The organism is Arthrobacter sp. efr-133-TYG-118, from assembly GCF_030209755.1.
In the GTDB taxonomy this organism is placed as follows: Bacteria; Actinomycetota; Actinomycetes; order Actinomycetales; family Micrococcaceae; genus Arthrobacter.
Genome location: NZ_JARVRH010000004.1, coordinates 80,022 through 104,388 on the forward strand (window position 1 = coordinate 80,022; position 24,367 = coordinate 104,388).

Annotated in this window: 14 protein-coding genes and 1 tRNA gene; 2 read left to right on the top strand and 13 right to left on the bottom strand. The window is 62.7% G+C overall.

Annotated elements, in window-relative coordinates:
- The first annotated feature begins 451 nt into the window (after nucleotides 1–451).
- Nucleotides 452–1,615 (top strand): chitinase, encoded by a 1,164-nt coding sequence (locus QRN59_RS02920; protein WP_284981012.1) that lies wholly within the window; start codon nucleotides 452–454, stop codon nucleotides 1,613–1,615.
- Between the two features lie 190 nt (nucleotides 1,616–1,805).
- On the opposite strand, the gene QRN59_RS02925 is transcribed toward QRN59_RS02920, so the two are convergent.
- From QRN59_RS02925 to QRN59_RS02985, 13 genes are all read right to left on the bottom strand, one after another.
- Nucleotides 1,806–2,426 (bottom strand): hypothetical protein, encoded by a 621-nt coding sequence (locus QRN59_RS02925; RefSeq protein ID WP_284981013.1) that lies wholly within the window; start codon nucleotides 2,424–2,426, stop codon nucleotides 1,806–1,808.
- Nucleotides 2,427–2,706: 280 nt separating this feature from the next.
- Entirely contained in the window at nucleotides 2,707–4,554 is a 1,848-nt protein-coding gene (locus QRN59_RS02930) for an S-layer homology domain-containing protein (protein WP_284981014.1), read from the bottom strand.
- 200 nt (nucleotides 4,555–4,754) lie between these two features.
- Nucleotides 4,755–5,759, bottom strand: a complete 1,005-nt coding sequence (locus QRN59_RS02935; protein ID WP_284981015.1) for a dTDP-glucose 4,6-dehydratase — start codon at nucleotides 5,757–5,759, stop codon at nucleotides 4,755–4,757.
- A gap of 31 nt (nucleotides 5,760–5,790) precedes the next feature.
- On the bottom strand, nucleotides 5,791–7,173 hold the full coding sequence (locus tag QRN59_RS02940) for a nucleotide sugar dehydrogenase (RefSeq protein WP_284981016.1): 1,383 nt from the start codon (nucleotides 7,171–7,173) through the stop codon (nucleotides 5,791–5,793).
- Nucleotides 7,174–7,667: 494 nt separating this feature from the next.
- Complete coding sequence (locus tag QRN59_RS02945) at nucleotides 7,668–10,349, bottom strand: helix-turn-helix transcriptional regulator (RefSeq protein ID WP_284981017.1); 2,682 nt, start codon at nucleotides 10,347–10,349, stop codon at nucleotides 7,668–7,670.
- Nucleotides 10,346–13,132, bottom strand: a complete 2,787-nt coding sequence (locus QRN59_RS02950; RefSeq protein ID WP_350225214.1) for a LuxR C-terminal-related transcriptional regulator — start codon at nucleotides 13,130–13,132, stop codon at nucleotides 10,346–10,348. Before QRN59_RS02950 ends, QRN59_RS02945 begins: the two co-directional genes overlap by 4 nt.
- 211 nt (nucleotides 13,133–13,343) lie before the next feature.
- Nucleotides 13,344–16,103, bottom strand: coding sequence for a LuxR C-terminal-related transcriptional regulator (locus tag QRN59_RS02955; RefSeq protein WP_284981019.1), 2,760 nt, complete (start codon nucleotides 16,101–16,103; stop codon nucleotides 13,344–13,346).
- Nucleotides 16,081–18,801: a helix-turn-helix transcriptional regulator gene (locus QRN59_RS02960; RefSeq protein WP_284981020.1), complete on the bottom strand. Its 2,721-nt coding sequence runs from the start codon at nucleotides 18,799–18,801 to the stop codon at nucleotides 16,081–16,083. Before QRN59_RS02960 ends, QRN59_RS02955 begins: the two co-directional genes overlap by 23 nt.
- 178 nt (nucleotides 18,802–18,979) lie before the next feature.
- Nucleotides 18,980–19,564: an aminoacyl-tRNA hydrolase gene (gene pth / locus QRN59_RS02965; RefSeq protein WP_269993268.1), complete on the bottom strand. Its 585-nt coding sequence runs from the start codon at nucleotides 19,562–19,564 to the stop codon at nucleotides 18,980–18,982.
- Nucleotides 19,565–19,699: 135 nt separating this feature from the next.
- Nucleotides 19,700–20,272 carry a 50S ribosomal protein L25/general stress protein Ctc gene (locus QRN59_RS02970; RefSeq protein WP_284752518.1) on the bottom strand — a complete coding sequence of 191 codons (573 nt, stop codon included), beginning with the start codon at nucleotides 20,270–20,272 and terminating at the stop codon, nucleotides 19,700–19,702.
- Between the two features lie 370 nt (nucleotides 20,273–20,642).
- Entirely contained in the window at nucleotides 20,643–21,623 is a 981-nt protein-coding gene (locus tag QRN59_RS02975; protein WP_028266439.1) for a ribose-phosphate diphosphokinase, read from the bottom strand.
- Entirely contained in the window at nucleotides 21,620–23,128 is a 1,509-nt protein-coding gene (gene glmU, locus QRN59_RS02980) for a bifunctional UDP-N-acetylglucosamine diphosphorylase/glucosamine-1-phosphate N-acetyltransferase GlmU (protein ID WP_284981021.1), read from the bottom strand. Before glmU ends, QRN59_RS02975 begins: the two co-directional genes overlap by 4 nt.
- A gap of 154 nt (nucleotides 23,129–23,282) precedes the next feature.
- A tRNA-Gln gene (locus tag QRN59_RS02985) sits at nucleotides 23,283–23,354 on the bottom strand.
- Nucleotides 23,355–23,630: 276 nt separating this feature from the next.
- On the opposite strand from QRN59_RS02985, the gene QRN59_RS02990 reads away from it, so the two are divergent.
- Nucleotides 23,631–24,230: a TetR/AcrR family transcriptional regulator gene (locus tag QRN59_RS02990; RefSeq protein ID WP_236818432.1), complete on the top strand. Its 600-nt coding sequence runs from the start codon at nucleotides 23,631–23,633 to the stop codon at nucleotides 24,228–24,230.
- Nucleotides 24,231–24,367: the final 137 nt, after the last annotated feature.

Consider the following 24,367-nt stretch of genomic DNA (forward strand, 5'->3'; position numbering starts at 1 on the left):
GCTTATTCACCACCGGCCCCCGCTCAGGGACCCTCTTTGTGAGGGCGCGCTGCCGTCCGGCAGCACCGTCAATTGGCGCTGGGTCTATGGGAGGGACTGTGCTGAATCCGCCAAGAAGAGGCTCGGACTCCGGGCAAATGCCTTCTCGGATGAATCCGCCGCGTCTTGATGCCGCTCGGACCAGAGCGTCCGTTTCCATTGTGAGACCTGTCTCTCCCCCGTTGCCCTCAACCAACTGACACCATCAGCCTATGAATCAGGGCGACGACGGACACGAGTGGGCCCTACCCGTCTTTACACTCAACCTTGACGTCCGGACGGCGCCACTACTCGTGCACTACGCGGCGTAACCACCGGGATCAAACCCCGGGGCGCGGGCAGAGGCGAATCCGATCTGTTCGTGGTCAAATGGTGCAATCAGGGCAGTCGGAGTCTAAGGATGGCGGAGAGCGTGTCCAGGAAACAGGGAAGCGGCACGTCCGTTTCGGCTGAGGGGGGCGGCGCCCGGAACGTCCGTGGCCGGTCCGCCCAAGCCAATGGACCTCGCCGCCGGCTGTCGGCCTTCGCCCGGGCCTGCATTGCCGCGGCCCTGGTGGTGGTGGGGATCGGAGGCTTCCTCGTGTGGCGGTTGACTACGGACGCAAACGGTTCGCTCGAGCCACCTTGGTTTTCCGGCTACGTCGACGTCACTGTGGTCCCTCAGTACTCTTTCGAAACACCCACGGGCGAGGGCACCAAGAATGTCACGCTGGCGTTTGTGGTGGCAATGACCGGGCAGGCCTGCACACCCAGTTGGGGTAGCGTTTACAGCCTTGATGCCGCGAAAACGTCGCTCAAACTCGAGGAACGCATCGCCAAGCTGCGGTCGAACGGCGGCGCGTTCGCCGTGTCCTTTGGCGGCTCGTTGAACAGTGAGCTTGCCAACTCCTGCCAGAATGCAGCCGATCTGGAAAGGGCCTACCGGGCCGTCCTGGAGCGCTACAACCCCGAGACCATCGACTTTGATATCGAGGGCGACAACCTGGCGGACAGTGCAGCCTGGCAGCGCCGAGCCGCAGCCATCGCTGCCCTCCAGAAGGAGCGGAGCAAGGAAGGGCATCCCCTCTCAATCTGGCTCACGCTTCCGGTCACCCCGCAAGGACTGACCGACGCCGGAACGTCCGCCGTCGACCAGATGCTCGCCGCCGGTGTCCAACTCTCGGGGGTCAACATCATGACCATGAACTACGGTTCGAGCCGGAGTGAATCGCAGAGCATGCTCGATGCCGGAATCTCGGCAGCCGAGTCGACGCACGATCAGCTCAGTATCATTTATCAGCGTGCGGGAACGGCCCTCAACAGCGAACAGATCTGGAGAAAGATGGGGCTGACCCCCATGATCGGCCGGAACGACCTCCCCGGCGAAGTATTTGACCTTGATGCGGCTCGCGGGTTGAACTCCTTTGCCATCAGCAAGGTGGTCCAACGGGTGTCCATGTGGTCCCTGAACCGGGACATGTCGTGCCCGCAGGACACTCCAGAGGATCCGGCCAGCCACGTGTGTAGCGGCATCGATCAGGGAACCCAGCGCTTCTCCGATTTGTTGAGTGCAGGATTCCACGCCAAACTGCCTTGATCCCGCCGATCAACAGAGGATCATGCCGGGCCAGGACGTTCCACCCTGTTCTGGTTCTTGGTGTCGGCAGGGCGCGCGAGGTGCCTCCCGTTGCCGTGCTGAAACAGTTTCTTGAGCCACTGCATGGATACCTCCAGTTTTCGAGGGGCTGCTTGTACCGGATTCCTGAGGACGGCCCGGGCCGCCGGGCCTACTTCACTTGGCTGACCGTGACTATGTTCAACCACGGTCCCGCGGGGACCTGGTCCCGTGGCACGAACTGCCAGTCGACTTTGTCCGACTCGCCATCGAGCTCGGAGAAACCAAGGCATCCGTTGAGTGCAGGCGAGACGTCCATTCCGGCTCCGTTGAAATTCTTGTTGGCCGGTCGCGCATCGTTGGAGCCGAAAACGTAGTCCTTGTCGTGATACTGGCCCGGACCGGCATCTTCAATCTGCCCGTAGCATTCGCGGTTGCCCATGCGAATCCTGACCCATTGATTCTTCATGTAACTGAAGGAACGGTTCTGGGCATTGCCCGCGAAACCCGGATCGTTGGCCCATGGGATGACGGTGGCCCGTTCGGCAAACGCGATTGGATCGTTGACGTCATCGAAAGGAAGATCGAGGTAGAACGGGTTCTCCTTCGGAGTCATTCTGGTCGGCGCGAAACCTTTGGCCTGCGTCCTCGCCTCGGTCTGGCAGCCGTTCGTCACGACGCCGTCACAGCCTCCGTAGCTCTGCATCCACTTGGAGTCGTAAGTGGACATCACTTGGCTGCCATCTGCCGCCTTGGGATCAAAGATCTCGCCGACCCAAAAGGTCGTGGACACGATCCCGGTGTGCCAGGGATATCGGCCGGCCGTCGTGGCCGATTGGGTCGGGCTCGGTGCAGGCCCTGGTCCCGTGCATGCCGCCGTCAGCACGGCCAGGCAAAATGCAAAGCAGACGGCTGGGCGGTTCCAACGATTCACCGTCGATTTCGCCGGATTCACGATTCACTCCCTTGGGACCTGTCTTAGGTGCTTCTCGCAGTGTACGTGGCCTTGGGCGGGAGAACACCGGAAATTTCCTGGGAAATCCCGCCCACCTGTGCGTCAGGACGAGCTGCCGTCAGCCTTTCGGGAAATCAATGTTGTAGCGGTATAAGAAGGCAGCCATGGCGTCGCGGTTGATAGCGGTGGTTGGCCTGTACGTGCCGTCGGGGAAGCCCGTAGTGATGCCTGTGGATGCCAACCAACGGATCTCGTTGTAGAACGGAGCACCGGCTGGCACATCGGAGAAGGTCGGTGCGTTCGCCGGCACAGCGGGGCTGCCCTTGAGACGATAGAGGAACGCGGCCATCGCGGCCCGGCTGACGGCCTCACCCGGGTGGTAGGTTCCGTCCGGGTACCCTGTCGTGATCCCGGTGGAAGCCAGCCACCGGATCTCGTTGTAGAACGGAGCACTGGACGGCACGTCGGAGAACGTGGGTGCGTTCGCCGGCACCACAGGGCTTCCGGAGAACCGGTAGAGGAACGCTGCCATGGCCTCGCGGGTGATTGACGTGAGAGGACGGTAGGTGTTGTCAGGCCAACCTTGCGAAATCAAGTTGTTGGATAGCCAACTGATTTCGTCATAGAACGCCGAGGTAGGAGTGACGTCTATGAAGTGCCTGATGCCCGCACTGTCATAGAGTTCAAAGTCGTCCGTGGTCAAGGTGCCATTGCCGAGCAGGTTCAAACCCAAACTGATGGCCGAAGCACCGGCTGGAAGGGCGGGCGACGTCCACGTGGCGTGGGCCCATGTGGTTGACGCCGGGAAATACGGGCTCGCAGTCCAATACGTCCATGTGCCCAGCCCCGTGCGGTAATACAGTTCGTATTGAGTCGTCGTCGTTGAGGTATACCAAGCTTTCATCTCATAGGTGTGGCCCGGAGTCGCACTTGGCGCGCACTCGCCCAGGTCGAGGGTTGGCAATAGCTTGGCGTCCCCGCTGACATAGGCGGACATCACGAGCTGCTCAGCATGGGTCCCGGTGGTGCCCCCGTGCCCGGGGGTTACCGTAGTGAAGGCCGAAGTGTGGCTACCGTAGCTGCCCTGGGCCCAGCACTGCGGTAGTCCCGAAGCTACCGGACCGGCGGTTTCCAAGCTGGCGTCCTTGACGAGGTTCCCCACGGTGACTGGAGGGGGTGCAGCCGGTCCGGCGACAACGGGTTTGACCGCTCCGCCAAGCGTTTCCTGGACCGTTTGGACCGCGATCCGCCCGGCGGCCTTCTCCGCGGCGAGCCACTGTACATATTGGGTGAAGAGCGCGGTGGAAACCGTCAGTGGATCCGCGATTCCTGAAGTTGGATCGATACCGGTGCCGATGTGGTGGAACGTCACCTGCACCCAGCCACCGCCGGGCTCGGCCTTGGTTACCAGGTTCTGCAGGTCAGTCAAGGTCCAAGTGTTGTCCACTTCGTCCGGGGCCTTCGTGTTATATGGATCGGCAGGAGGAAGGGTCTCAGCGAATCCAAGTCCTGCGCTTCCAGGCACAACGCTTTCAAGGTCTCCGAGCCCGCGGGCGCTGTTATATCCGCAAGCCGCAACCGTGCTCTCCACCGCCGGGGTAAGGGACGCGAAGGGGTACGCGAAGTTGGTGATGGTGAATCCCATGGTGGTGAGATTGACGCGGTCATTGCAGACCTGGCGTGTGACCTCGTCCGCACCCATCTGGGCCAAGTCCGGGTGGGTCACCGTATGACCGCCGATCTCGTTTCCGTCCGCCTGCAACGCCAGTGCTTCCTGGGTTGTCATGTAGTTCGGAGCGTTGAGGAAGCCCGACGGCGTAAAGAACGTGCCCTTGAGCCCGTTGCTTTTGAGGATAGCCGCGGCGGGGATCTGATCTGCGTTGGCGTCGTCAAAGGTCAGGGTAATGATGGTGTTCGGCGCTGCGTGCGCGGCCGGTACCGCTATCCCAAAAACAGACGTCGACATCAGGACGCTCAAAACGCCTGCGAGCCAACGCGATCTTCCCGGAGGGCTCAAGCGTTCGGCCCTGTGGCGAGGTTGAGACAGAGGCGCCCCCCAGATACGTTCCATTTGGACGCAGCCTTTCTTTTCAAGATACTTCTTCAGTTCAACGACTTCAGTTGAACGACGCCGCTTCAGTCGACACGGCTTCGTTTGGCCGCGCATCAAGACGCGAGGGTGATCTTCCAACCTGCGGGATCCAGGACTTTTGCCGGCTTGTAGTCGGCCGCGACGTTGAGGATGATTTCATCCAACGTGGTCTTCGGGTCGAAGCCAACCAGCCCGAAGGACTTGCTGTTGTCCGGAACCCGCCGGCGCATGTCCTCGTAGCCTTCCGAGTACGCCTGCTCATAAGGCACCAACGTGATGGCGCTGCCGCTTCCAAGGAGTTCAACAATCCTTTCGGCCAACGTCAGGATGGAAATCTCGTAGCTGCCACCGAGGTTGTATGCATTTCCGTAGGCAAGCGGTTCCTCGGAAATGCGGACGATGGCGGGAACGATGTCGCCGACGTAGGAGAAGCACCTGGTCTGGTGGCCGTCTCCATAGACGGTCAGGGGCTCACCGGCGAGCGCCTGCCGCACGAGTCGCGGAACAACCATTCCATAGCGACCTGTCTGCCGCGGACCGACCGTGTTGAAGAGCCGCACGATGGCAACCGGCAACCCGAATTGGCGCCAGTATGCATGGGCAAATGCCTCGTCAATACCCTTGGCTGCGGCGTAGGTCCACCGGGATTTAAGTGCGGATCCCAGGATGCGGTCCGCTTCCTCCGAGAGGCTGTCCGAGGTGTTCTTGCCGTAGATCTCGCTTGTGGATGCCAGCAACAGCGAGGCACCTGATTCCAGGACCGAGTCCAGGACCACTTCGGTGCCATGGATATTTGTGCGGAGGCTCTCCAAGGGGTGGTCAACAATCAGATTCACGCCAACCGCGGCGGCCAGATGGAAGACCCTGTCGGCACCCGCCACCACCTTGTCCACTGCGTCACGGTCGAGAATGGTGCCCTCGACGAAGTGGAAGTTCCTGTGGCCGATGACGCCTTTGAGATTCTCCAAGCGTCCGGTCGACAAGTTGTCCAGCACGGCGACTTCGTCCCCCGCCGCCAACAAGTGCTCAACAAGATGGCTGCCTATGAACCCGGCACCGCCGGTTATTGCTGTTTTCATTACTCCTGCTTCCGTCGAAAACCTGGTGGATCTAGAGCCGGGTTACGTTGTCGGCCTTGGGCAAGCGGTACGTCGTGTCCAGGACTGCCGGTGCTCCAGCCAACCAGTCAAGCTCCATCTGGCTGTGCCTCGTGTGCAGGATCACCAGGTCCGCACCCCAGTCAGCGGGCGATTGCTCGGATTGGAGTGTCCCGCCGTGACCGTCGGGAGCCGTCTGGCACCAAGGATCGGAGAATGCCACTTCCGCCCCGTCGGCGATCAAGGCGGCAATGATTTCCAACGCCGGGGATTCCCGGAGATCTTCCACGTCGGGCTTGTACGCGACCCCGAGCACCATGACGCGGGCACCGGCAACCCCGTGGTTGCGGTCCGACAGGATACGCCGGGCCTTCTCCACCACCTGGTGCGGCCTGCCGGCAATCCCGGCCATCGCTTGCTCGATCACCGGGGCCGTCAAGCGGGCCTTGCGCAGTTGCCACAGCAAGTAGTGGGGGTCGCACGGTATGCAGTGTCCTCCGACTCCAGGACCGGGGGTGAACGCCATGAATCCATACGGCTTGGTGGAAGCCGCATCGATGACGTCCATGACTTCCATGTTGAGTTCGTGGCAGATATCGGCGAATTCGTTAGCCAAGGCGATATTGACGGCCCTGAAGGTGTTCTCCACCAGCTTGGTCATTTCGGCGACGTCCGCCGACGGCACAACGTGAACCAGCTTGGTGCTGGCGCTCAGAAGCCGTTCGGCAACTTCGCCGCAGGCCGGGGTCACTCCGCCAACTACCCGGGGAACGTCTTCGTGGGAGAACGAATCCACGCCGGGGTTGATGCGCTCGGGCGAGAAGGCCACGAACACGTCACGGCCTGGAATAAGTCCCCTGGCAGCCAAGGGCAATGCCAGAAGGTCGCGCGTGGATCCGACGTACGTTGTGGAGGTCAGCATCAGCAACTGGCCAGTGGTGGCGAAATCGACCACCGAGGCACAGGCCGCTCGGAGAATCGAGAGGTCCGGGACCAAGTACTCGTCTACGGGGGTGGGAACGCACACAACCACTGCCGCCGCGTGGGCAAGCAACGACAAATCGCTGCTCAGCATGAAGGTCGGGTCCAGCAGCGCGTTGCTGAGCCGCTCCCTGTCGGAGTCCAGAAGATCTGCCCGTTGCTCCCGGATCACGGCCAGGCGGGCGTCGGACACGTCAAGGCCGAGAACACGCCGACCCGATGCGTTGATAGCCAGGGCCGTCGGCAGGCCGACATAGCCCATGCCTACAATGGCCACGTCGAAAGTAAAAGCCTGGTCCTGTGTGGCTGTCCGTGTTCCCGCGCCCTCCGGCCAGGCTGGTGCCTGCGTGTGCAAGGACTGCGCGTTCCCGCTGGGCTCTGCCTTGAGGGTCTTTACCTTCGTGTTCGGTGCCATGGTCAGTCGACCTCCCGGTGCCTGTTGTCTCCAGTGTGAAAGAAAGCCGGCGGCGAAACGGGACGTGCCCTGGTCTCAGAGGGCACATGACCGCCTGCCGCCGGCTCGATTGTGGGGGTACCCGCCGACTGCGGGAGACCGGTTGCATTGGAGTTGACTTCTCGCCGGATTACCGGGTGGTTTTCCTGTAGCAAAGAATTCTTCCTGCGTTTCATCTCGAGACCCGCTTATCCCCAAATGAGTGGCGGTTGCCATCAGGAAAAGCGTATTAACGAACCCCTAGGGCGGGCGCGAGTGGGGTCTACCCGTCTTTGGATGCGCGGTCCGTTCCGAGGCCATTGACTACCCGTCCGAGCACTTTTAACCACTCGGTTCAGTACTCGCTTCTAGGCCTTGGGCCCTTTGCGTGCCCTTTATTGGAGAGCACGACGGCGGAAGGGGGCTTCCGGTAAGCGGTCACCCCATCGCGGGAGGCATATGAGTCGCGCGGGCGGCTAGCCCACGCCCTGCGTGCCGTGGGCACCGTTCATCAGGTCTTCCCGGTGGCTGATGCCAAGCTTGGCAAACATTCGGTACAAGTGACCTTCAACGGTGCGCAATGACAGGCCCAAGCTGAGCGCAATGTCCTTGTTGCTCGATCCCGACTGCACAAGCGTTGCGATTTCCTGTTCGCGCCTGGTCAGTTTCTGGAGATCCGGGGAGCCGCCTTCAACCGCCGGGCCTGCCTTGTCGAGAGCCGCGGTGCGGCGCTTGAGGAGTCGCTGGCCCTCGAGTTGGCGCGCCTTGTCCCCCCTGCTTTCCAGGATCCTCAGGGCGTGGCTGGCGCAGTCGGCGGCGGCAAGCTCCAGTCCGTCCCTGGATGCCGAATCACTCAGCTCAATGAGGCGATCCACGTCTTTGTGCGCGAGGGCAAGCCCGACGCTCAAGGCGAACTCCGCAGTGCGGCCTTCGCTGCCCTCGGCCACTGCTATCAGCCGACGCGCCACACCGGGGTCACCCAGTCTCAGGACCAACATCAGGATGTCGATCTCAGCACCGATAGCTCCGTCCGCGGCCGCGGAATCCGCAAGGGACATGAGTCTCGCGATCGCCGTTTGCGTTCCGGTATGCTCGGCTCGCGCCACTGCCGCATGACCTTGTGCCAGCAGCGATGGGTGCACGCCTTCCCGGATCAATGCGTCGTATTCGCTTGAGTACGTCATCGCAGTGTCCCGGCGTTTCAGGATCGACGCCGCGTACGCGGCGGCAGCAACGGCGTCGGGCAGGTCGCTTCCCATGTCGGAGACCCGCAGCATGCTGACTGCCTGGCGGAGCCGTGGCAGCGCCACCCCCAGGTCTCCGCGGCGCAGGTCCACCATCCCGGCAGCCAGGTGGAGCATCCCGCCTGAATAGATCAGGGAGTTCGGTGCTTGGGAAACATGGTTCTGGAGGAACGTTTCAAGAACACCGAACTCGCCTGCCTGTTGCAAGGCCAGGATGTAGCGGCGCATCACCATTCCTGCGTACTGGAGGCTCCAGTCGCCGCTTGTGGCGACCATCTCCTGTATCTCCATCAGGATCTGGATGGCGGAAACCGGCCGTCCCGTGACCGCCATGGCCTCTGCGAGGAGGGTGCCCGCCACGAGGCGGGACTCGTCGTCGTCCGCTTCTTTCCAGATCTGGCGGAGTTCCCGCTCCGTCTCGATGTAGTGGCCTTCGGTTTGGAGGCCCTCCAGCGAAAGGAGCCTGCTTCCCAGCTTCCCGCGTTCCAGCTCATCAGGGCCGATGCCCTGACGGGATTCGGCGAGCCTGGCGAGTGCCGCCTCCCATTCGTACGCTGCCTGTTTGATGGCGTTCGGCCCGACGCCTTGTCGTCCGGCAAGCTGGGCCGCCAACATCGATGCCTGCCGGACTGTCCGCGGATCATTTGTCCGATCCACGACCCCGGCAAGCGAGGACACAGCACCCCTGATGTCGCCCCGGTACCATTTGGCGCGCGCCACCTCCACCTGGGCTGCCAGTCTCAGGGAAGGATTCTTGATTGCTCCGGCTACCCGTTCCACGTAGCTGGGGATGAACAAGCGGTTGGCCAGCTGGGCCGCTTCCAGGATGTCGGAGTCCGGAACCTCGGTGCCCGATTCCAATCCCCAGGAGACGTACCGCAGCAGTCCGTCCATGGTCTGCGGCTTGGACTCCATGAGGTTCACGATGCGCCGCCGGATGGTCATGCTGTGGGCGGTCGGGACCAGCTGGCGGATCACTTCGCCAACCAGCGGCTGGGCCAGCCGGACATGCCGGGCGGGGTCGGACGCGATCTCGATGAAATGCAGCTCCTGCAGTTCGTCCACGGCGCTGGAGTCGCTGGCCTGTTGCACGACGTTCAGCGGGACAGGCTCCGCCAGTGCCACGGTCTCCAGGGTCTCGCGCTGTGCGGCGCCCAGCATCAGGATCTGGTTCCGGACAAGGTCCATCAAACGCACGCTGGTGCCCCGAAGCTCGCCCGAAAGCATCCAGGCGTCGTTGCGGCAGACCAACTGGCCCAAGGACTTGGCGTGCTCAATGAGTTCCAGCAGGAACATCGGGTTTCCGCCGGAGTACTTGCAGAGGACGGCGCTGGTGCCTTGGACGACGGGCGCATCCAAGGCTTGGGCGCAAAGTTGGTTGACTTCCTGCTCGTTGAGCGGCTGCAAGTCGAATCGGTCCACGAGCCCCTCGGACCACATCGAGAAAACCTCTGCTGGCGGCGCGGGATACGGACGGCACAAGAACACGACTTTGGCGGCTTCCGCCGCCGCCAACTGTGCCAGGACAGCCACGCTGCTGTCATCGATGTGGTGTGCGTCCTCGACGATCAGGACGGCTGGTGCCGGATGCGGCTGGCCCGCCGGGTTCAACGCCGCGACTACGGCCCTCAGGACCGACAACGGTTCATTGATCTGGCTTGGGGTTAAGGCCGTCAGCAGTGGTGCCAAGGCGGCAAACGGTACCGAGGCCAGGGTTGGACCCGCAAAGACCCTGAAGGGGCGGACACGTTGCCCCAGCTCCTGGACCACTTCGTTAATCAGTGCCGTCTTGCCGATGCCTGCGTCGCCGAAAAGCAGGACCCCGGGGCCATTGACATCGAGAAGGCAGTCGACAACGGCTGCCATCACGTTGAATCGTCCTACGAGCGCATCAGCCGAAACCACCTCAGTCATTTCGCACCACCTTCGACGTTGCCAAGCGCGAAGCTCAGCTCGGAGCGTTCCACGATTTTCAGCTTGCCGAAGATCTGGTAGAGGTGCCCCTCCACCGTGCGTACTGAAACATGGAGCTTCGCGGCGATACCTTTGTTGCTCTCCCGGTTCGCCGCCAGCCTGGCGATCTCCATCTCGCGGGCCGTCAGCTTCAATCCCTCTTGGTTTCCGCTTTGCGGGGTGCGCAAGCGCTGCCGGCACGTCTCCGCGAGCTGGCGCGCCTTCCTGAGGGCCGTCTTGTCCAACTGAACCTGGTCCATGTGCAAGACGGTCTCGGCGATATCGAAGGCGAACCTGTCGTTCTGCATGTCTTCGGCCAACCGTGCTGCCTCAAGGAGAAGCTCCGCGCTTCCGGACATCGTCGCCCGTGCGTACGCGACGCACAGTTCGGCGAATCGTCCCTGGCAGCGGAGGGCCGCGTCCAACAGCCTTGGAGCGGCTGCCACCGCGCCGAGCCGGACGGCTGAACTGAGGCAAAAGATCTCGTGACCGGGGGCACCCTCGTTCCGGTCGGCGTCGGCCAGGCGGAGGAGCTCCTCGACGGCGGCCTCCGGGCCGTTGACCCTATCCCGGGCCAATGCCGCGAGGTACCTCTTCGTCCGCTCCTTCCGCCACGTCGGCCGGCGCAGCTGGGTGGAAGCTTCCTTCAGGTAGCGCAGGGCCTGCTCATGGTCGCCTTGCAAGGCCGAGGCGTAGGCCGCAGCCGTGCAGGCGACATCCAGCATGCCTTCGTTGTCCTGGACCCGCAACTGGCTTATCACCGGAATGAGCGCATCCAAACCGTCCTGGCCCCGTCCCTGGAGGCACCGGAAAATCGCTTTGGGGAGATCGATCGCTGTGGGCAGTGCCTCGGCCGCTGAGGCCAAGAGGTCATCGCCGGGTTGGACCATCTCCCCCTCCCTGTCCCACCGTCCGGCAAGTACGAAGGCAAACCGCAGCCGCGATGTGGCGCGTCGGGCTGCGGCGACCGAAACAGCGGGATCATGGCAGTCAGCCGTCAGCTGTTCCGCCATGTCCGCCGCCTCGGATTGCCGTCCCGTCAGGGCCCATGCCTCGCACAGCCAGCTTCCGGCAAGGAGGCGGAACTCGGTGCCGTGCGATTCAAAGTCTTGAAGGACCTCTTCCAGTCTTGCTGCCATCTCAGCGTAGGAACCCGAATAGCTGGCTGCCTGCGATTCGGCAAGGACAAGCTCCTCCCGCAGGGTGGCGATGTCCTGCCCTTCGCCGGCCGTGATCGTTTCGTCTTCGAGCCGCCGACGGACGTGTGCCAGGGTCTCGCAAGCTTGGGCCGTGGTTTCGGGAAGGGCCAGAAGGACCGCGGCCTCGGCCAGTTTGAGCCGGACCCATTCTGCAAGGGTGGCGCCATCCCCGGGTTCATCCAGCTGAAGATTCAGCAGGTCCCTGGCCCCGGCGACGTCACCGAGTGTCATCATCGCACGGGCTTCCTCGGCTACTGCTCCGGGCACCGTGGAGTGGCCTGGAATGGACCGGAGCAAGCGCAGGGCGAGCCGCGCATCAAGTTGCCGGTTCGCCGTCGCGGCCGCTTCAAGCGCTTCTTCCCTTCCCAGCTTGGCTCCGCAGTCCAATGCCCAGGCGGCCATGGATAGCAACATCGAGCGTTGGCCCAGGGCCGTATCCATCGACTTAAGGAGCAGCCCCCGGAGTTCGTTGCTGCGGCCGGGGGGAACGTTCGCCCGGACCACGTCACCCACAAGCTGGCTTTGGAGCCGAGCCATCCTGGGTAGCGAATCGTCGACGACGAGGACACTCCTTTTCTCAAGGGAATCCACATCGTCCGCCGATGCGAGTGCCAGCAGGGATTCCAGGGGCACGGCCCTGGCCAGTGAAAGGACCTCCAGGACTTTGCGCTCACCGTCGCCCATTCGCCCAAGCCGCGTGGTGATGAGGTCGGTGATTGCCCTGCCGTGCTGTTCGCTCCGGGATGTCAGGACCCAGACGCCGTCGCTTTTCAGGAGCGAACCCGATTCGGCGAGCTCCGCCGCGAGCATCTTGAGGTAGTGGGGGTTGCCCCCGCTGGCTGTCCACAGGGCATGGGCGCCGGACGGAGAGACCTGTGCTCCCAGCCCGGCCTCGAGCCAGGCGTGCGATTCCTGGAAAGTCAGTGGTTTGAGGTCTATGCGGTGCAAGAACCCATCGCCGCAAAGCCGCGTAATCTCGCCGCCGAGCCGCTGCGGGTCGGTGCAGGTGAGGACAAGCTGCGCTGTGCCGTTCCTCGCGAGCTGGGCCACTGTCATCGCCGCCAACTCATCAAGCTCGGCCGCGTTTTCAATGACCAGGTACACCGGCTTTCCCTCGGAGCGCTCACGGAGCAAATTGGTGAGCGCCGACAACACCAGGACGGGATGGGCCAGGTATCCCGGGTCAAGATCGCTCAAAAGGATATTGAGGGCGCCGTACGGTGATCTCGCCAACGCTGCGCTTCCGCGGATGACGACGACGAACGAGCGCCCGCGTAGTTCGTTCACGGCGCGAGTAGTCAAGTAGCTCTTGCCGCTCCCCGACGGCCCCGTAACAAGGACGCCACCCCTGGAAGCTGTTAGCGCTAGCGCGATGTCCTCAACAGCGGCTCTAGGTCCAATCGGCGGCCAGGCCGTCGAAATTGCCGATTTGCCTTCGGTCCCATCAGGCGAAGACGGAGCCGAAGATCCGTCGAATGCCTGGTACCGGGACCCGGTCCCGGACCGAACGGCATGGACCGTAGATGCACTGCCTGCTGTCAACATGAGCGAGACCCCCAGTGATCGAGTGGTGACACCCCCCAATTAACCAGCTGGCCGTCAGGCCCACACCAGTAGTGAGTACTCGACTTTCATACTGCCGCATACTCGTATGCGGGTGTGAGTACCTTTGCCCCGGCGGGCGGGTACTCGTCGCTGGCAGTGGCCTCGTTCGAATCGAGAGTGCACTACTACTGCCGTGCGGCCATTCCGGGCTTCAGCTTGTACTCGACGCTCCCTGTGCGACGGCGGCGGCCCCTGCAAGTTCGTCCCTGCCGGTGATCCCCAATTTCGAATAGCACCGGTACAGGTGCCCTTCGACGGTCCGGACCGAGATAAGCAGCGTGTCCGCGATCTGCCGGTCGCTGAGGCCCTGGACCGCAAGATTGACAATGTCCCATTCCCTCTTGGTCAGCTTTGGAACCACGGACTCGTTCTGTGTTTCCTCGCTGCCCTGGCCCAGTTCTTCGTTGCAGCGCGCCAGCCCCGCGCGCGCAACGGCACTGAGCTCTTTGGTGCTGCCGCGATCCGGTGCTGCCAGCGCGAGACCATAGGCCTTCGCGGCTAAATGGTAGACGGTGGCCACCTGCAGCTTCTCTCCTGCGGATAGATACCGGGCAGCACCACCGAACTTAAGTGCCCGCCCGTATTCGGCGAGCGCTTGCGCCCATTCGCCCTCCGTTGCGGCCGCGGTTTCACAGAACCGGTCCAGCCTGCTGATGTCTCCCAGGCCAAGTGCAAGCTCCAGGGCATGAAGTTCAAGGTAGGTGGCGTTTTCCTTGGCCGCGTTGTCAGCGTTGCGGTACAACGCCTCCAGGCCGGAGCCGTCAGCGTTGAGGAGTTCTAGTGCGGCGTCGAAAAAACTGTTTGCCTGTGACGCGAGAAGATGGGTGCTGTGTTGTTCCCAGGCCTTGTAGTCCGCCCGGAACCGTTCGGCTTCAGGCAACCCTGCGCCGGCTGCGGCATAGAAAGCCATGGCAGCACACAGTCCGAAGAGATTCTGCGGATCGCTGTCCCTCAAAGCTTCGAGTCCCGCAGTCAGCAACGGCAAGGCGTCGCCGGATTTTCCCTGCCTGATGGCAATGTACCCGGCCACCACATAGGCCGCCCCGCCGAAGGATGCCATCGAGACACCCGACGATTCGTAGTACCTGTCCAGAAGCTTTTGTGCGTCGACCCAGTCACCTACAGCCAATGCGCAAATGACGAGGCGGGCGGAGATGAACTCGGGGATGAAGAAGACATCGTTCTCCTGCGGCTGCACAAGGGCGGCAGCTTCGAGAACCAACAGCCTTGCCTGACGCCCGCGGCCGAGGGCGCACAGCATTTCTGACTTCAGGGCCAGCGCCACGGCCCTGAATAGTGGGGCCAAAGAGCCTTCCACTGTTCTCGACTGAAGAAGCACGCGCTCCAGTTCGGGGCCCATCCCATCGAAGTCGCCGTCCACGGAGCCAGCAAGCAACCCGATCATGGTGACGGCGAGCGGCACCGCGGCTTTCGCGTCCGGCGTCCGCTGGCCCTCGAGGCCAGGCTGCTGTCCGCCCCATTCGCGGAGCCCCTCGGCCTCTGCCCGGATCAAGGAAGCGGACTGCCCGACGGCGGCACGCGTGACCGCGCGCAGGAGGCTGGCGGATACTACGTGGGAGGGTCCGGCGTCGCCATGCACTGTTTCCTGGGCCAAGACTGCCGCGGCCTCGTCCCGGCGGCCGAGATTGAAGTATGACCGGGCCATAACCGCCTGAGCAACCGATTGCCATTGCGTGTCCCGCACCGCGGCCGCCATGCGCAATGCCGTCTCGCTCTGCAGTAGGCTCGCCGAGAGGACCGCGGCGCGGATCAAAAGACGGTCCGGTACGTCCGCCCCGCAGTCAAGTGACCACGTCACCATCCGCAACAAGGAATCCGGGTTGTCCTCCAATACATCCATCCGGGAGATCAGCTGCCGATGCAGTTGGAGGCTCTGCGCGGCCGGGACGATGCTTCTGAGCACCTCTCCGTAGACCGGATTGACGAGCCGCAGGGTTGGCAACCCATTGCCTGCCGGCTTGATCAAATGCTGGTCCACCAGCTCCTGGACGGCCGCTTCTCCGGCCACAACGTTAATCAACGTCTCGTCCACCGGTTCTGCCAATGCAATCAAGCTCAAGGCGTCCCTGCCCGCGGCCGAAATGCGCATCAGCTGAAGTTTGACAACGGCTTCCAGCTTCACCGTGTGGACTGGTGTTGCGGCCGTCTTGAGCCAAACGCCGTGTCTCTGGACGAGAGTACCCGAGCTCTCGGCTTCGCGGACAAGGGTCTTCAGAAGAAGGGTGTTGCCCCCCGCCTCGGTCCAGAACCCATGGCTCGTGCTGTTCAGGACGATTCCCCCGAGCAATGCCTCGCACAGTTCGTGGCCTTGCTCAGCAGTCAATGGCTCCAGGTCAAACCACTCGGCAGTTCCCTCGTGCCACAAGCGCAAGAGCGGCCCGGGAACTCCCGGCCGTGGAACGCAGGCGGCCACGATTTTGGCCCATCCTGCCTGGACAAGCTCCGTCAGCATCGCGCACGTGGCATCGTCCAGGTAATGGGCGTCATCGACGAGCAGCAAAGCTGGTCCGGTACCCACGCGGATGGCCTCGAGGTGATCCCAGAGTGAGCGAAGCACCGCGACCCGGGAGGATATGTCAGCAAGTGAGAGATGGGAGAGAAAAGGTGCCAGCACCCCATACGGGACAGCAGTCAGTGACGGACTTCCGTGAATGGGGACTACCGCAAGTTCGCCGCCAAAGACGCTGCCCAGCTGGGCCAGGAGAGATGACGCGCCGAGTCCGGAATCGCCCACGATGAAGACGGCCGAACAATCATCGGTCCGGATGGCGGCTGCAATTCCAGGAAGCAAGTGCCCATAATCGAGCCACGGTTCAGGCGGCCTTGTACCGCTTTCTCCGACATGACCGCGCACCACCGCAGCGTTGTCATGACTGCGCGGTTCCTTCAAGCTCGCTCCTCGATGAGATTCCCATTTTCGTAAAGATTTGGTAGAGGTGGCCTTCGACTGTGCGCACGGAAACTTGCAACTGGTTGGCTACCTCTTTGTTACTCAACCCTTGACTGGCCATCTTTGCAACCTGACGCTCCCTTTCCGTCAGTTCGGGTCCAAAAGTGTGCGGTGTCAAGGGCAGCACCGGCACGGTACCGACCAAGCGGTCCAGCCGTTGCTGGGCAAGCCTGGCGGACCCGGAATCGCCGGCTTCCCGGGCGATATCCAAGGCCAGGACAGCACAGCGCGACTCCACCGCATCCAACTTCAGTTCCTGGGCGACCGAAGCGGCAAGAAGCAGCGTCTTCGGGTCCTTCTTGCGGGTTCCCTCCGCCACCATCCGGTTCACTGCGGCCATCTTGCCCTGACGACGGGATGAGACCTGCTCCAGGAGCAACAGCTCCTCCTCGGTGCCGTGGACGGTCGCGCCGAAAAGGCTGATGGATGCCGTGGTGATCCGTCCCTTCGCCAAATCCCGGTTGGCCGACTCGATGAGACTCTGCTTCGCCCCGGGATCCTTGAGCCAACGCCTTGCCATCTTGACGCAGAATTCGGCCATCCAGGCGGGAAACCACGCAGTTTCCCCTTGTCCCTTCTCAGCCAATTCGAGAAAAGTCCGGGATTCCTTCACGTCACCGGCTTGGGCGTAGGCAAAAGCGAGCGCGGAGTAGGCTAACGCTGGTCCGTAGTAGTTGCGCCTGATCTCCAGCTGCGCCTGGGCCCCCAGCAGGGTGTCGATGGCCACTGAAGCCCGTCCGGCATAGGTGTAGGAAACGCCCAGGGCAAGTTCGGCTGCACCGCCAAGGTAGTGGATGTTCTTTGGTTGCTGATCGAGGGTCGCTGTCAGCATCCGGGCCAGTTCTTCCCACTGTCCGCTGCAAAGGAGTGCGGCAAACAAGCCTTCGGACAACCAGTTGTGCAAGCGCGGCCGCGCCTTTGCGCGCTGTATCTTGTGCTTCAACTCGCGCGCGAGCTCGATGGCCTCCATTTCCCTTCCAAGTACTGCCCAGGCCATGGTCAGCAGGCTCCCGCAACTCAACCTTTGTTGAAGATCATTGCCATCCCGGTACTCCTGTTCCAAGGCCTCTGCAACTTCGGCATACTCGCCCTGATGGACCTGGAGCTCGAAACTCGCGAGCCTGAGCATCCCGCATGCCCGTTCAATTTCCGTGGCATCTGCTCCGATTTCTTGCGACCGGCGGGAAAGATCCTCCCCGGCCTCGGCGATCAGGCCGGGAATCTGGAGGTGCCCACCCGGAATCCACAACAGCGCACTGCAGAGCTCCTGGACATAGTCCGTATAGTCATACGCCGGGAGGCGCCGAAGCTGCTCGGGCGTCACATCCTTCAAAGCTGCCACCGCAGCCTCGTGCTCGGCCAGAATGACGTGGGAAACGCAGCGTTGCTGGGCGGCAGCCACCCATTCCTTGTCCTCGCGCCCGATCTGCCGGGCGCATTCCAAGGCGAACCAAGGATCGAATTGCCTGTTCGCTGCCGTCGCAGCCGCCAGGGCCACTCCGGGTTCAAGGGTTTCGCGGACGTTCAGCGTCGAAGAGGCAAAGCCCAGGAGTGCCTCGGCATCCAGGTCCCAGGTAATGCTGCCGATCACCCCGGCGGCGAGCCGCCGCAGTTCATTCCGCCGTGGCAGGTCCATCCAGCCCCGAATGACCTCACCCATGTACTCGTCGCGCAGCGCCACCCGGCGGGCGCCTGACGGTTCGATGCGGAGGTATCCGGACCACTCCATCTCCGCAACCACTTCAGGTTCCAGGACGTCCAACAACACGGCGAGTGGGGCCGTTCGAATGAGTGCAAGTAGCTCCAGCGCTTCCTGGACTGCAGGGCTCTCCCGGGCCAGTCGGGAGCGGACCAGGTCGGTCAGGACTTCCGCGGAAGAAAGGTGGATTTCGCCCTTCATTGCCCAAACCTGCCCGGCCAGATGCAGGTTGCCTGAGCGGAGCTGTTCAGTGACGATGGCTTGGAGTACCAGGGGATTTCCACCGCTGGACGCGTGCAAAGCGCTTGCAGCCGTAGCGGTCACTCGTTTTCCAAGGACGCCGTTGAGCAATTTGGCAACTTCCGCGCGGGAAAAAACCTGAAGTTGAACCTCCTCCAGGAGGCCGTCTTTCAATAGCCTGACCAGGTCTTCCGGCATGTCTGTGGCTTGGCGGACAGTGACGAGGACTTTTGCTGTCCCACTGATTAACAAGTGCACTAAAAGGGCCGTGCTCATGCTGTCCAAAGCGGGAAGTTCCGACAGGACCAAGAGCACTTCGCGTCCCGCGGCGTCCGAATTTATCAAGTGCGAGATGCCGTAGATGATCGCGCCAGGAGAATTTGCGGCGTCGGCGGGCAACCTGGCGACCAGATGGGCCAGCGCCCCAAACGGAGTAGTGACGTCCGTGGAGCCGTGGAGGTGCAGTACGTGGGTCCTTGGAGTGAGCCGGGCCTCTACTGAACGGGCAAAAGTCGCCTTGCCGACGCCCGGAGCGCCAACCACAACCACTCCGTACAACGACGGGTCGCCGAGCGCTTCGATAACCGTGTTCTGGAGATCCTGCCGGACCAGCGACGACCATTTTCGACGTTCTGCAGCGCCCAGGGCTTGCCGCTCCGTCGCGTGTCGCTCTGTTTCAGATTCCGGTGTTGCTCGCAATTTAGATCACGCTACCTTCGCAGCTCTGGCGGACGTGACGTTCAGCGGGTCGTTTGCTTTTGTATTTCCTCTTCACCCCCAGCAGTGATTTGCAAAGTATCATAGCGATCGGCGCGAATCAATTAGTCAGCGGACGAACGATCAGGGTACTTGTTAACCATTGAATTGAGTGCGCAGGCTAGGCCTTGACGGGGTGGAACTTCTGCTGGGCGGCAAGCAAACCTTCGGTCATCAACACCTCCACCGCATCCGCCGCCTCGTCCAGGAGGAATGGAAGCTCTTTCTTCTCGGAGGCCCCGAAATCCCTGAGGACATAATCCGCGGTGTCCATCCTCCCGGGTGGCCTGCCGACCCCCACGCGAACCCGCAAGTAGTCCTTTGTAGCCAAAGCCTTGGAAATATCCCGCAGGCCGTTGTGCCCGCCTTCCCCGCCGCCGATCTTCAATTTAACGGTGTTGAAGGGAATATCAATTTCGTCGTGGACGGCAATCACGTGATCCGGAGCGATGTCGAAGAACCTGGCGAGGCCGGAAACCGGCCCCCCGGAAACATTCATATAGCTCATCGGTTTCGCCAGTACCACGCGAGGCCCCCCGATCCCGAGCCTGCCCTCGACCACCTGGGCCCTGGCCTTGTGCGCCTTGAAGCTTCCGCCCATGCGCGAGGCAAGCTCGTCCAGGACCATTTGGCCGACGTTGTGGCGGTTGTGGCTGTATTCGGCGCCGGGATTGCCAAGGCCTACGATCAGCCAAGTGTCTGTCATGGAGTCATCCTAGGGAATCAAGAGGGTGGAATGAAAAAGAAGTGGCCGGGCCCTCAGGGACCCGGCCACTCGCAAAGGCAAATGCCTCGATTAGTCGGAACGACTACCAAACCGAACGACTAATAAAGAGAAAGACTACTCAGCGGCAGGAGCTGCCTCTTCTTCGGCCTCCGAAGTGGCCTCCGAGATGTTGATGATGAGGGTCTCGGGATCGGTAAGCAGTTCCGAGCCGCTCGGCAGGACGATGTCCGAAGCGTGGACGTGCTCGCCGGCCTTGCGGCCTTCGATGCTGATTTCGACGAAGGTCGGCAGGTGCGTGGCCTCGGCTTCGAGGGAAACCGTGGTGGCTTCCTGGTTTGCGACTGCGCCAATGGCAGCTTCACCGATAACGTGGACGGCCACGTCAACGGTGACCTTCTCGCCCTTGCGGACGGTCAGGAGGTCGATGTGCTCGATGATCTGCTTGATCGGGTCGCGCTGGATGTCCTTCACGAGGGCCAGGTGCTCTTCGCCGTTGACGTCGAGGGCCAGCAGGGCGTTGGAAACGCGGACGGCCAGGGTGGTGGCGCGGCCCGGGAGGTTGATGTGGATGGGCTCAGCGCCGTGGCCGTAGATGACGGCCGGAATCTGGCCGGCTGCACGGGCGCGGCGGGCGAAACCCTTGCCGAATTCGGTGCGCAGTTCTGCTGCGAGCTTCTGCTCAGACATGTGTACTCCTTGATTACTGTGGCGTCGGCAAATTGCCGGCAAGTCGATCAGCAAGGGCGGAGGTCTGTGGTGACCTTCCACGCCCGGCGGAACGCCAGCCGCTGGGCAGCAGCTTCAGTCCCGCCTTCGTTGAAGGAGATTCAGACCCAGTCGATAACGGAGACCCGCAATCCGGTTTTAACCCGGATGTGCTCTCCCTCGCCAAGGTATCCCCAAGAGTTTAGCAGCCGCGTCCCGCCAAAGGGAAAACGGCCCCGGCCTGACCCAACTCACTCGCATTTGTTGCCGTTATGAGATCCGAAAACGACAACCACTGCAGTCAGTTGGGTCGGGACCAAATGTTTGGGTCGGGACTAGTCAGCCGGTGGGGCTAGGCGTTGCCGTCGAAGAGGCTGGTGACGGAGCCGTCGTCGAACACTTCGCGGATGGCGCGCGCAATCAAGGGTGCGATCGACAGCACCGTGAGCTGCGGGAAGCGCTTGTCGGCCGGAATCGGCAGGGTGTTCGTGACGACGACTTCGCGGGCACCGGAATCGGCCAGGCGCTGTGCCGCCGGCTCGGAGAACACGGCATGGGTGCACGCGATGATGACGTCCTTGGCGCCGGCGTTCTTAAGGACCTGGACAGCGCCGGAGATCGTTCCACCGGTGTCGATCATGTCGTCGATCAGGACGCAGGTGCGGCCTTCGATCTGTCCGACGACGGTCTTGGAGACAGCCTGGTTCGGTACAGTGAGGTCGCGGCTCTTGTGGACGAACGCCAACGGCGCGCCGCCCAGTCGCTCGGCCCACTGTTCCGCGACTCGGACACGGCCGGTATCCGGCGAGACAACGGTGATGTTGTCCGCTTCGACCCTGGTGCGGATGTAGTCGGCAAGCAACGGAATGGCCATCAGGTGATCCACGGGGCCGTCAAAGAACCCCTGGATCTGGGAAGTGTGCAGGTCCACGGACATGATGCGGTCCGCGCCGGCAGTCTTGTAGAGGTCGGCCACCAAACGGGCGGAGATCGGCTCGCGGCCGCGGCCCTTCTTGTCCTGCCGGGCGTACGGGTAGAACGGCGAAACAACCGTGATCCGCTTCGCCGAAGCGCGCTTCAAGGAATCGATCATGATCAACTGCTCCATGAGCCAGTTGTTCAGCGGGGCCGGGTGAGCCTGGATGACGAAGGCATCGGTGCCACGGACGCTCTCCGCTGAGCGCACATAGATCTCCCCGTTCGCGAAGTCGTAAGCGTCGATAGGCAGGAGTTCGGTTTCCAACTCCTTGGCGATTTCCTGCGCCAGCTCGGGGTGCGCCCGTCCGGCGGCGAGAACTAGTTTCTTCTCGCCGTGTGCGGTAATTTCGCTCATGCCTGTGTGCCCTCTTCTGTGGTTGCCGGAGTACTTGAGGAATCGGGGGTGGCAGTGGAGCCATGCGCGGCTTGCGCAGCCTGCGCCAGTTGGGCCGAGTTGCTGCCCTGCCGGTTGGCGATGACCCAGCCCTCGGCGTTTCGCTGGGGAGCAACACTCAGGGTGAGGGCTCCGGCCGGAACGTCTTTGCGGATGATCGCGCCGGCGCCGCTGTACGCGCCGTCGCCAATCGTTACTGGGGCCACGAAGACGGTGTTGGAACCGGTCCGTACACCGGAGCCGATCACCGTGCGGTGCTTCTTCTCGCCGTCGTAGTTGGCCGTGATGTTGCCGCAGCCGATGTTGGTGTCCTCGCCGATCTCGGCGTCACCGGCATAGCCGAGGTGGGACAGCTTCGAACCGCGGCCGATCGTCACGTTCTTGGTTTCGTAGAAGGCGCCGATCTTGCCGGTCTCCCCAAGGACAGTGCCGGGGCGCAGGTAAGTGAACGGACCCACGCTGGCTCCGGCACCGATAATGGATCCTGAGCCGTGGGTGCGGGTCACCTTCGCGCCTTCGCCCACCGAAACGTCGGTGAGGGTCGTGTCGGGGCCGACGACGGCGTCGCGCGCCACGGTGGTGGTGCCGTGGAGTTGTGTGTTGGGCAGGAGGCGGACGTCTTCGTCCAAGGTGACGGTGGAATCGATCCACGTGGTGGCCGGGTCAACGACCGTGACGCCGGCACGCATCCAGGCCTCGGTGATGCGGCGGTTGTGCTCGGCGCCGAGTGCGGCCAGTTGGACCCGGTCGTTTGCACCTTCAACCTGCCAACGATCCTCGGTGACGACGGCGGAAACCCGGCCTCCGGCGTCGCGCGCCAATCCGAGCACGTCGGTGAGGTACTTTTCGCGCTGGATGTTTTCAGTTGTCACCTTGTGCAGCTGCTCTCGAAGCACTTTTGCGTCAAAAGCGTAGATGCCGGAGTTGACCTCGCGGATGGAACGCTCAGCGTCGCTGGCGTCCTTGTGTTCGCGTATGCCCAGCACGGTGCCATCTTCGGCACGAAGGATGCGGCCATAACCATTGGCGTCGTCGAGGACCGCCGTCAGGACCGTCACCGCGTTGCCCTCGGATTCATGCGTGGCGACAAGCTCAGAAAGAAGGGAACCGGTAAGCAAGGGCACATCGCCATATGTGACCACCACCGTGCCGTTGAGTTCGGCCTTCGCGTCCAAGGCGTCAAGCGCTACTTCCACCGCGCGTCCGGTTCCCGGAACATCGTCCTGGTCCACGATGACGGCGTCGGGATCGATCAGTTCGATGTGCGCGGCGACGAGGTCCCGTTCGTGGCGGACCACCAAGGCCAGCTGCTGGGGATCGATGGAGCGAGCAGCGAGGATGGCGTGCGCCACCATGGAGCGTCCGCCGATTTCGTGAAGGATTTTGGGAGTCCGCGACTTCATCCGCGTACCGGCTCCGGCAGCTAGGACAATTACAGCGGCGGGGCCAGTAGTGTCGGGGCTCACGAAGTCGCTCTCCTTGCTCGGTTAGGTCCGGGCGAACCCGGCTGCGGCATCTGCTCTATCCTACTCTTGCCGATTCACAGCCTTCCGCGCAGCCAGTGGACAGCTTCGGGAGAGACGGTGCCTTCAGAGGCGGTGCCGGCAGTCCACCGACAAGTTCCGCCCATAGGATTCGAACCTATACTCCACGGCTCCAAAGGCCGGGGTGCTGCCATTACACCAGAGCGGACCGTGCGCACGTGGCCCTTGCGGACGCAGGGTCCGCGGGGTTCCCGATTGACCGGGTCGCACACACAAGAATCTAGTTTGCCATGACCATTGCGGTGTTCGCGACTTGGTGCATTCCTAAGTCCTTTTCAGCGGTACTGACATGCCCTCCCGAGGCCGCTTCGCGCTGGACATGAGGCATGATGGATGCGTGAGCAACAGCACAGGAATTCCCCGGCAATCGACGGGTTCCAGGGTGATCAACCACGCACCCGCAGGCCAGGTTGCCCGTGCCCGGATGACAGGCTCCCAGCGCCGCTCCCAGCTCATCGAAATTGGCCGGGGCCTCTTCGCCGCCCGCGGCCTGGACGCCACGACCATTGACGAAATCGCAGCCGCCGCAGGCGTGTCCAAGCCGGTGATCTACGAGCACTTCGGCTCGAAGGAAGGCCTCTACACGCAGGTTGTGGAGTTCGAATTCCGGATCCTGCTCGACGCCATCAACGAGTCCCTCGCCGCCGAAGCCAAACCACGCGTCCTCGTTGAACAGGCGGCCCTAGCTTTGCTTGGCTACATCGAAGAACGGAGCGATGGCTTTCGGATCCTCATGCGCGACGCCCCGCCCTCCCAACCCGAAGGCGCCTTCTCCACCCTGCTCTCCCACGTGGCGGATCGCGTGGAAAACCTGCTCGCCGACGAATTCTCCCGGCGCGGATTCAGCGCAGCCGACGGCGCCATGTACGCCCAGATGCTGGTAGGCATGGTGGCCATGACCGGCCAATGGTGGTTGGACCACCGCGAGCCCGACAAACGCGCAGTAGCCGCCCACCTGGTCAACCTGGCATGGAACGGCCTGACGGGCCTCCAAAAGGAGCCGGAACTGCGGAGCGAGGGCTAGGGCGTTCGGGTCGCCTTCGCGCGTTTCCGTGGTCACCTGCGCGGCGCAACGGCCCTTCGCGGGTTTCCGTGGTCGCCTGCGCGGCGCAACGGCCCTTCGCCGTCGCTTAGACACAGCGCATAAGGGGTCTTCCGGTC

What these genes read in the sequence shown, in the direction of transcription:
- pth (WP_269993268.1), bottom strand. Translation starts at nt 19,564, where the DNA reads ATGACAGACACTTGGCTGATCGTAGGCCTTGGCAATCCCGGCGCCGAA.
- QRN59_RS02975 (WP_028266439.1), bottom strand. Translation starts at nt 21,623, where the DNA reads ATGAGCGAAATTACCGCACACGGCGAGAAGAAACTAGTTCTCGCCGCC.
- QRN59_RS02950 (WP_350225214.1), bottom strand. Translation starts at nt 13,132, where the DNA reads ATGTTGACAGCAGGCAGTGCATCTACGGTCCATGCCGTTCGGTCCGGG.
- QRN59_RS02970 (WP_284752518.1), bottom strand. Translation starts at nt 20,272, where the DNA reads ATGTCTGAGCAGAAGCTCGCAGCAGAACTGCGCACCGAATTCGGCAAG.
- QRN59_RS02940 (WP_284981016.1), bottom strand. Translation starts at nt 7,173, where the DNA reads ATGGCACCGAACACGAAGGTAAAGACCCTCAAGGCAGAGCCCAGCGGG.
- QRN59_RS02945 (WP_284981017.1), bottom strand. Translation starts at nt 10,349, where the DNA reads ATGACTGAGGTGGTTTCGGCTGATGCGCTCGTAGGACGATTCAACGTG.
- QRN59_RS02990 (WP_236818432.1), top strand. Translation starts at nt 23,631, where the DNA reads ATGACAGGCTCCCAGCGCCGCTCCCAGCTCATCGAAATTGGCCGGGGC.
- QRN59_RS02935 (WP_284981015.1), bottom strand. Translation starts at nt 5,759, where the DNA reads ATGAAAACAGCAATAACCGGCGGTGCCGGGTTCATAGGCAGCCATCTT.
- QRN59_RS02930 (WP_284981014.1), bottom strand. Translation starts at nt 4,554, where the DNA reads ATGTCGACGTCTGTTTTTGGGATAGCGGTACCGGCCGCGCACGCAGCG.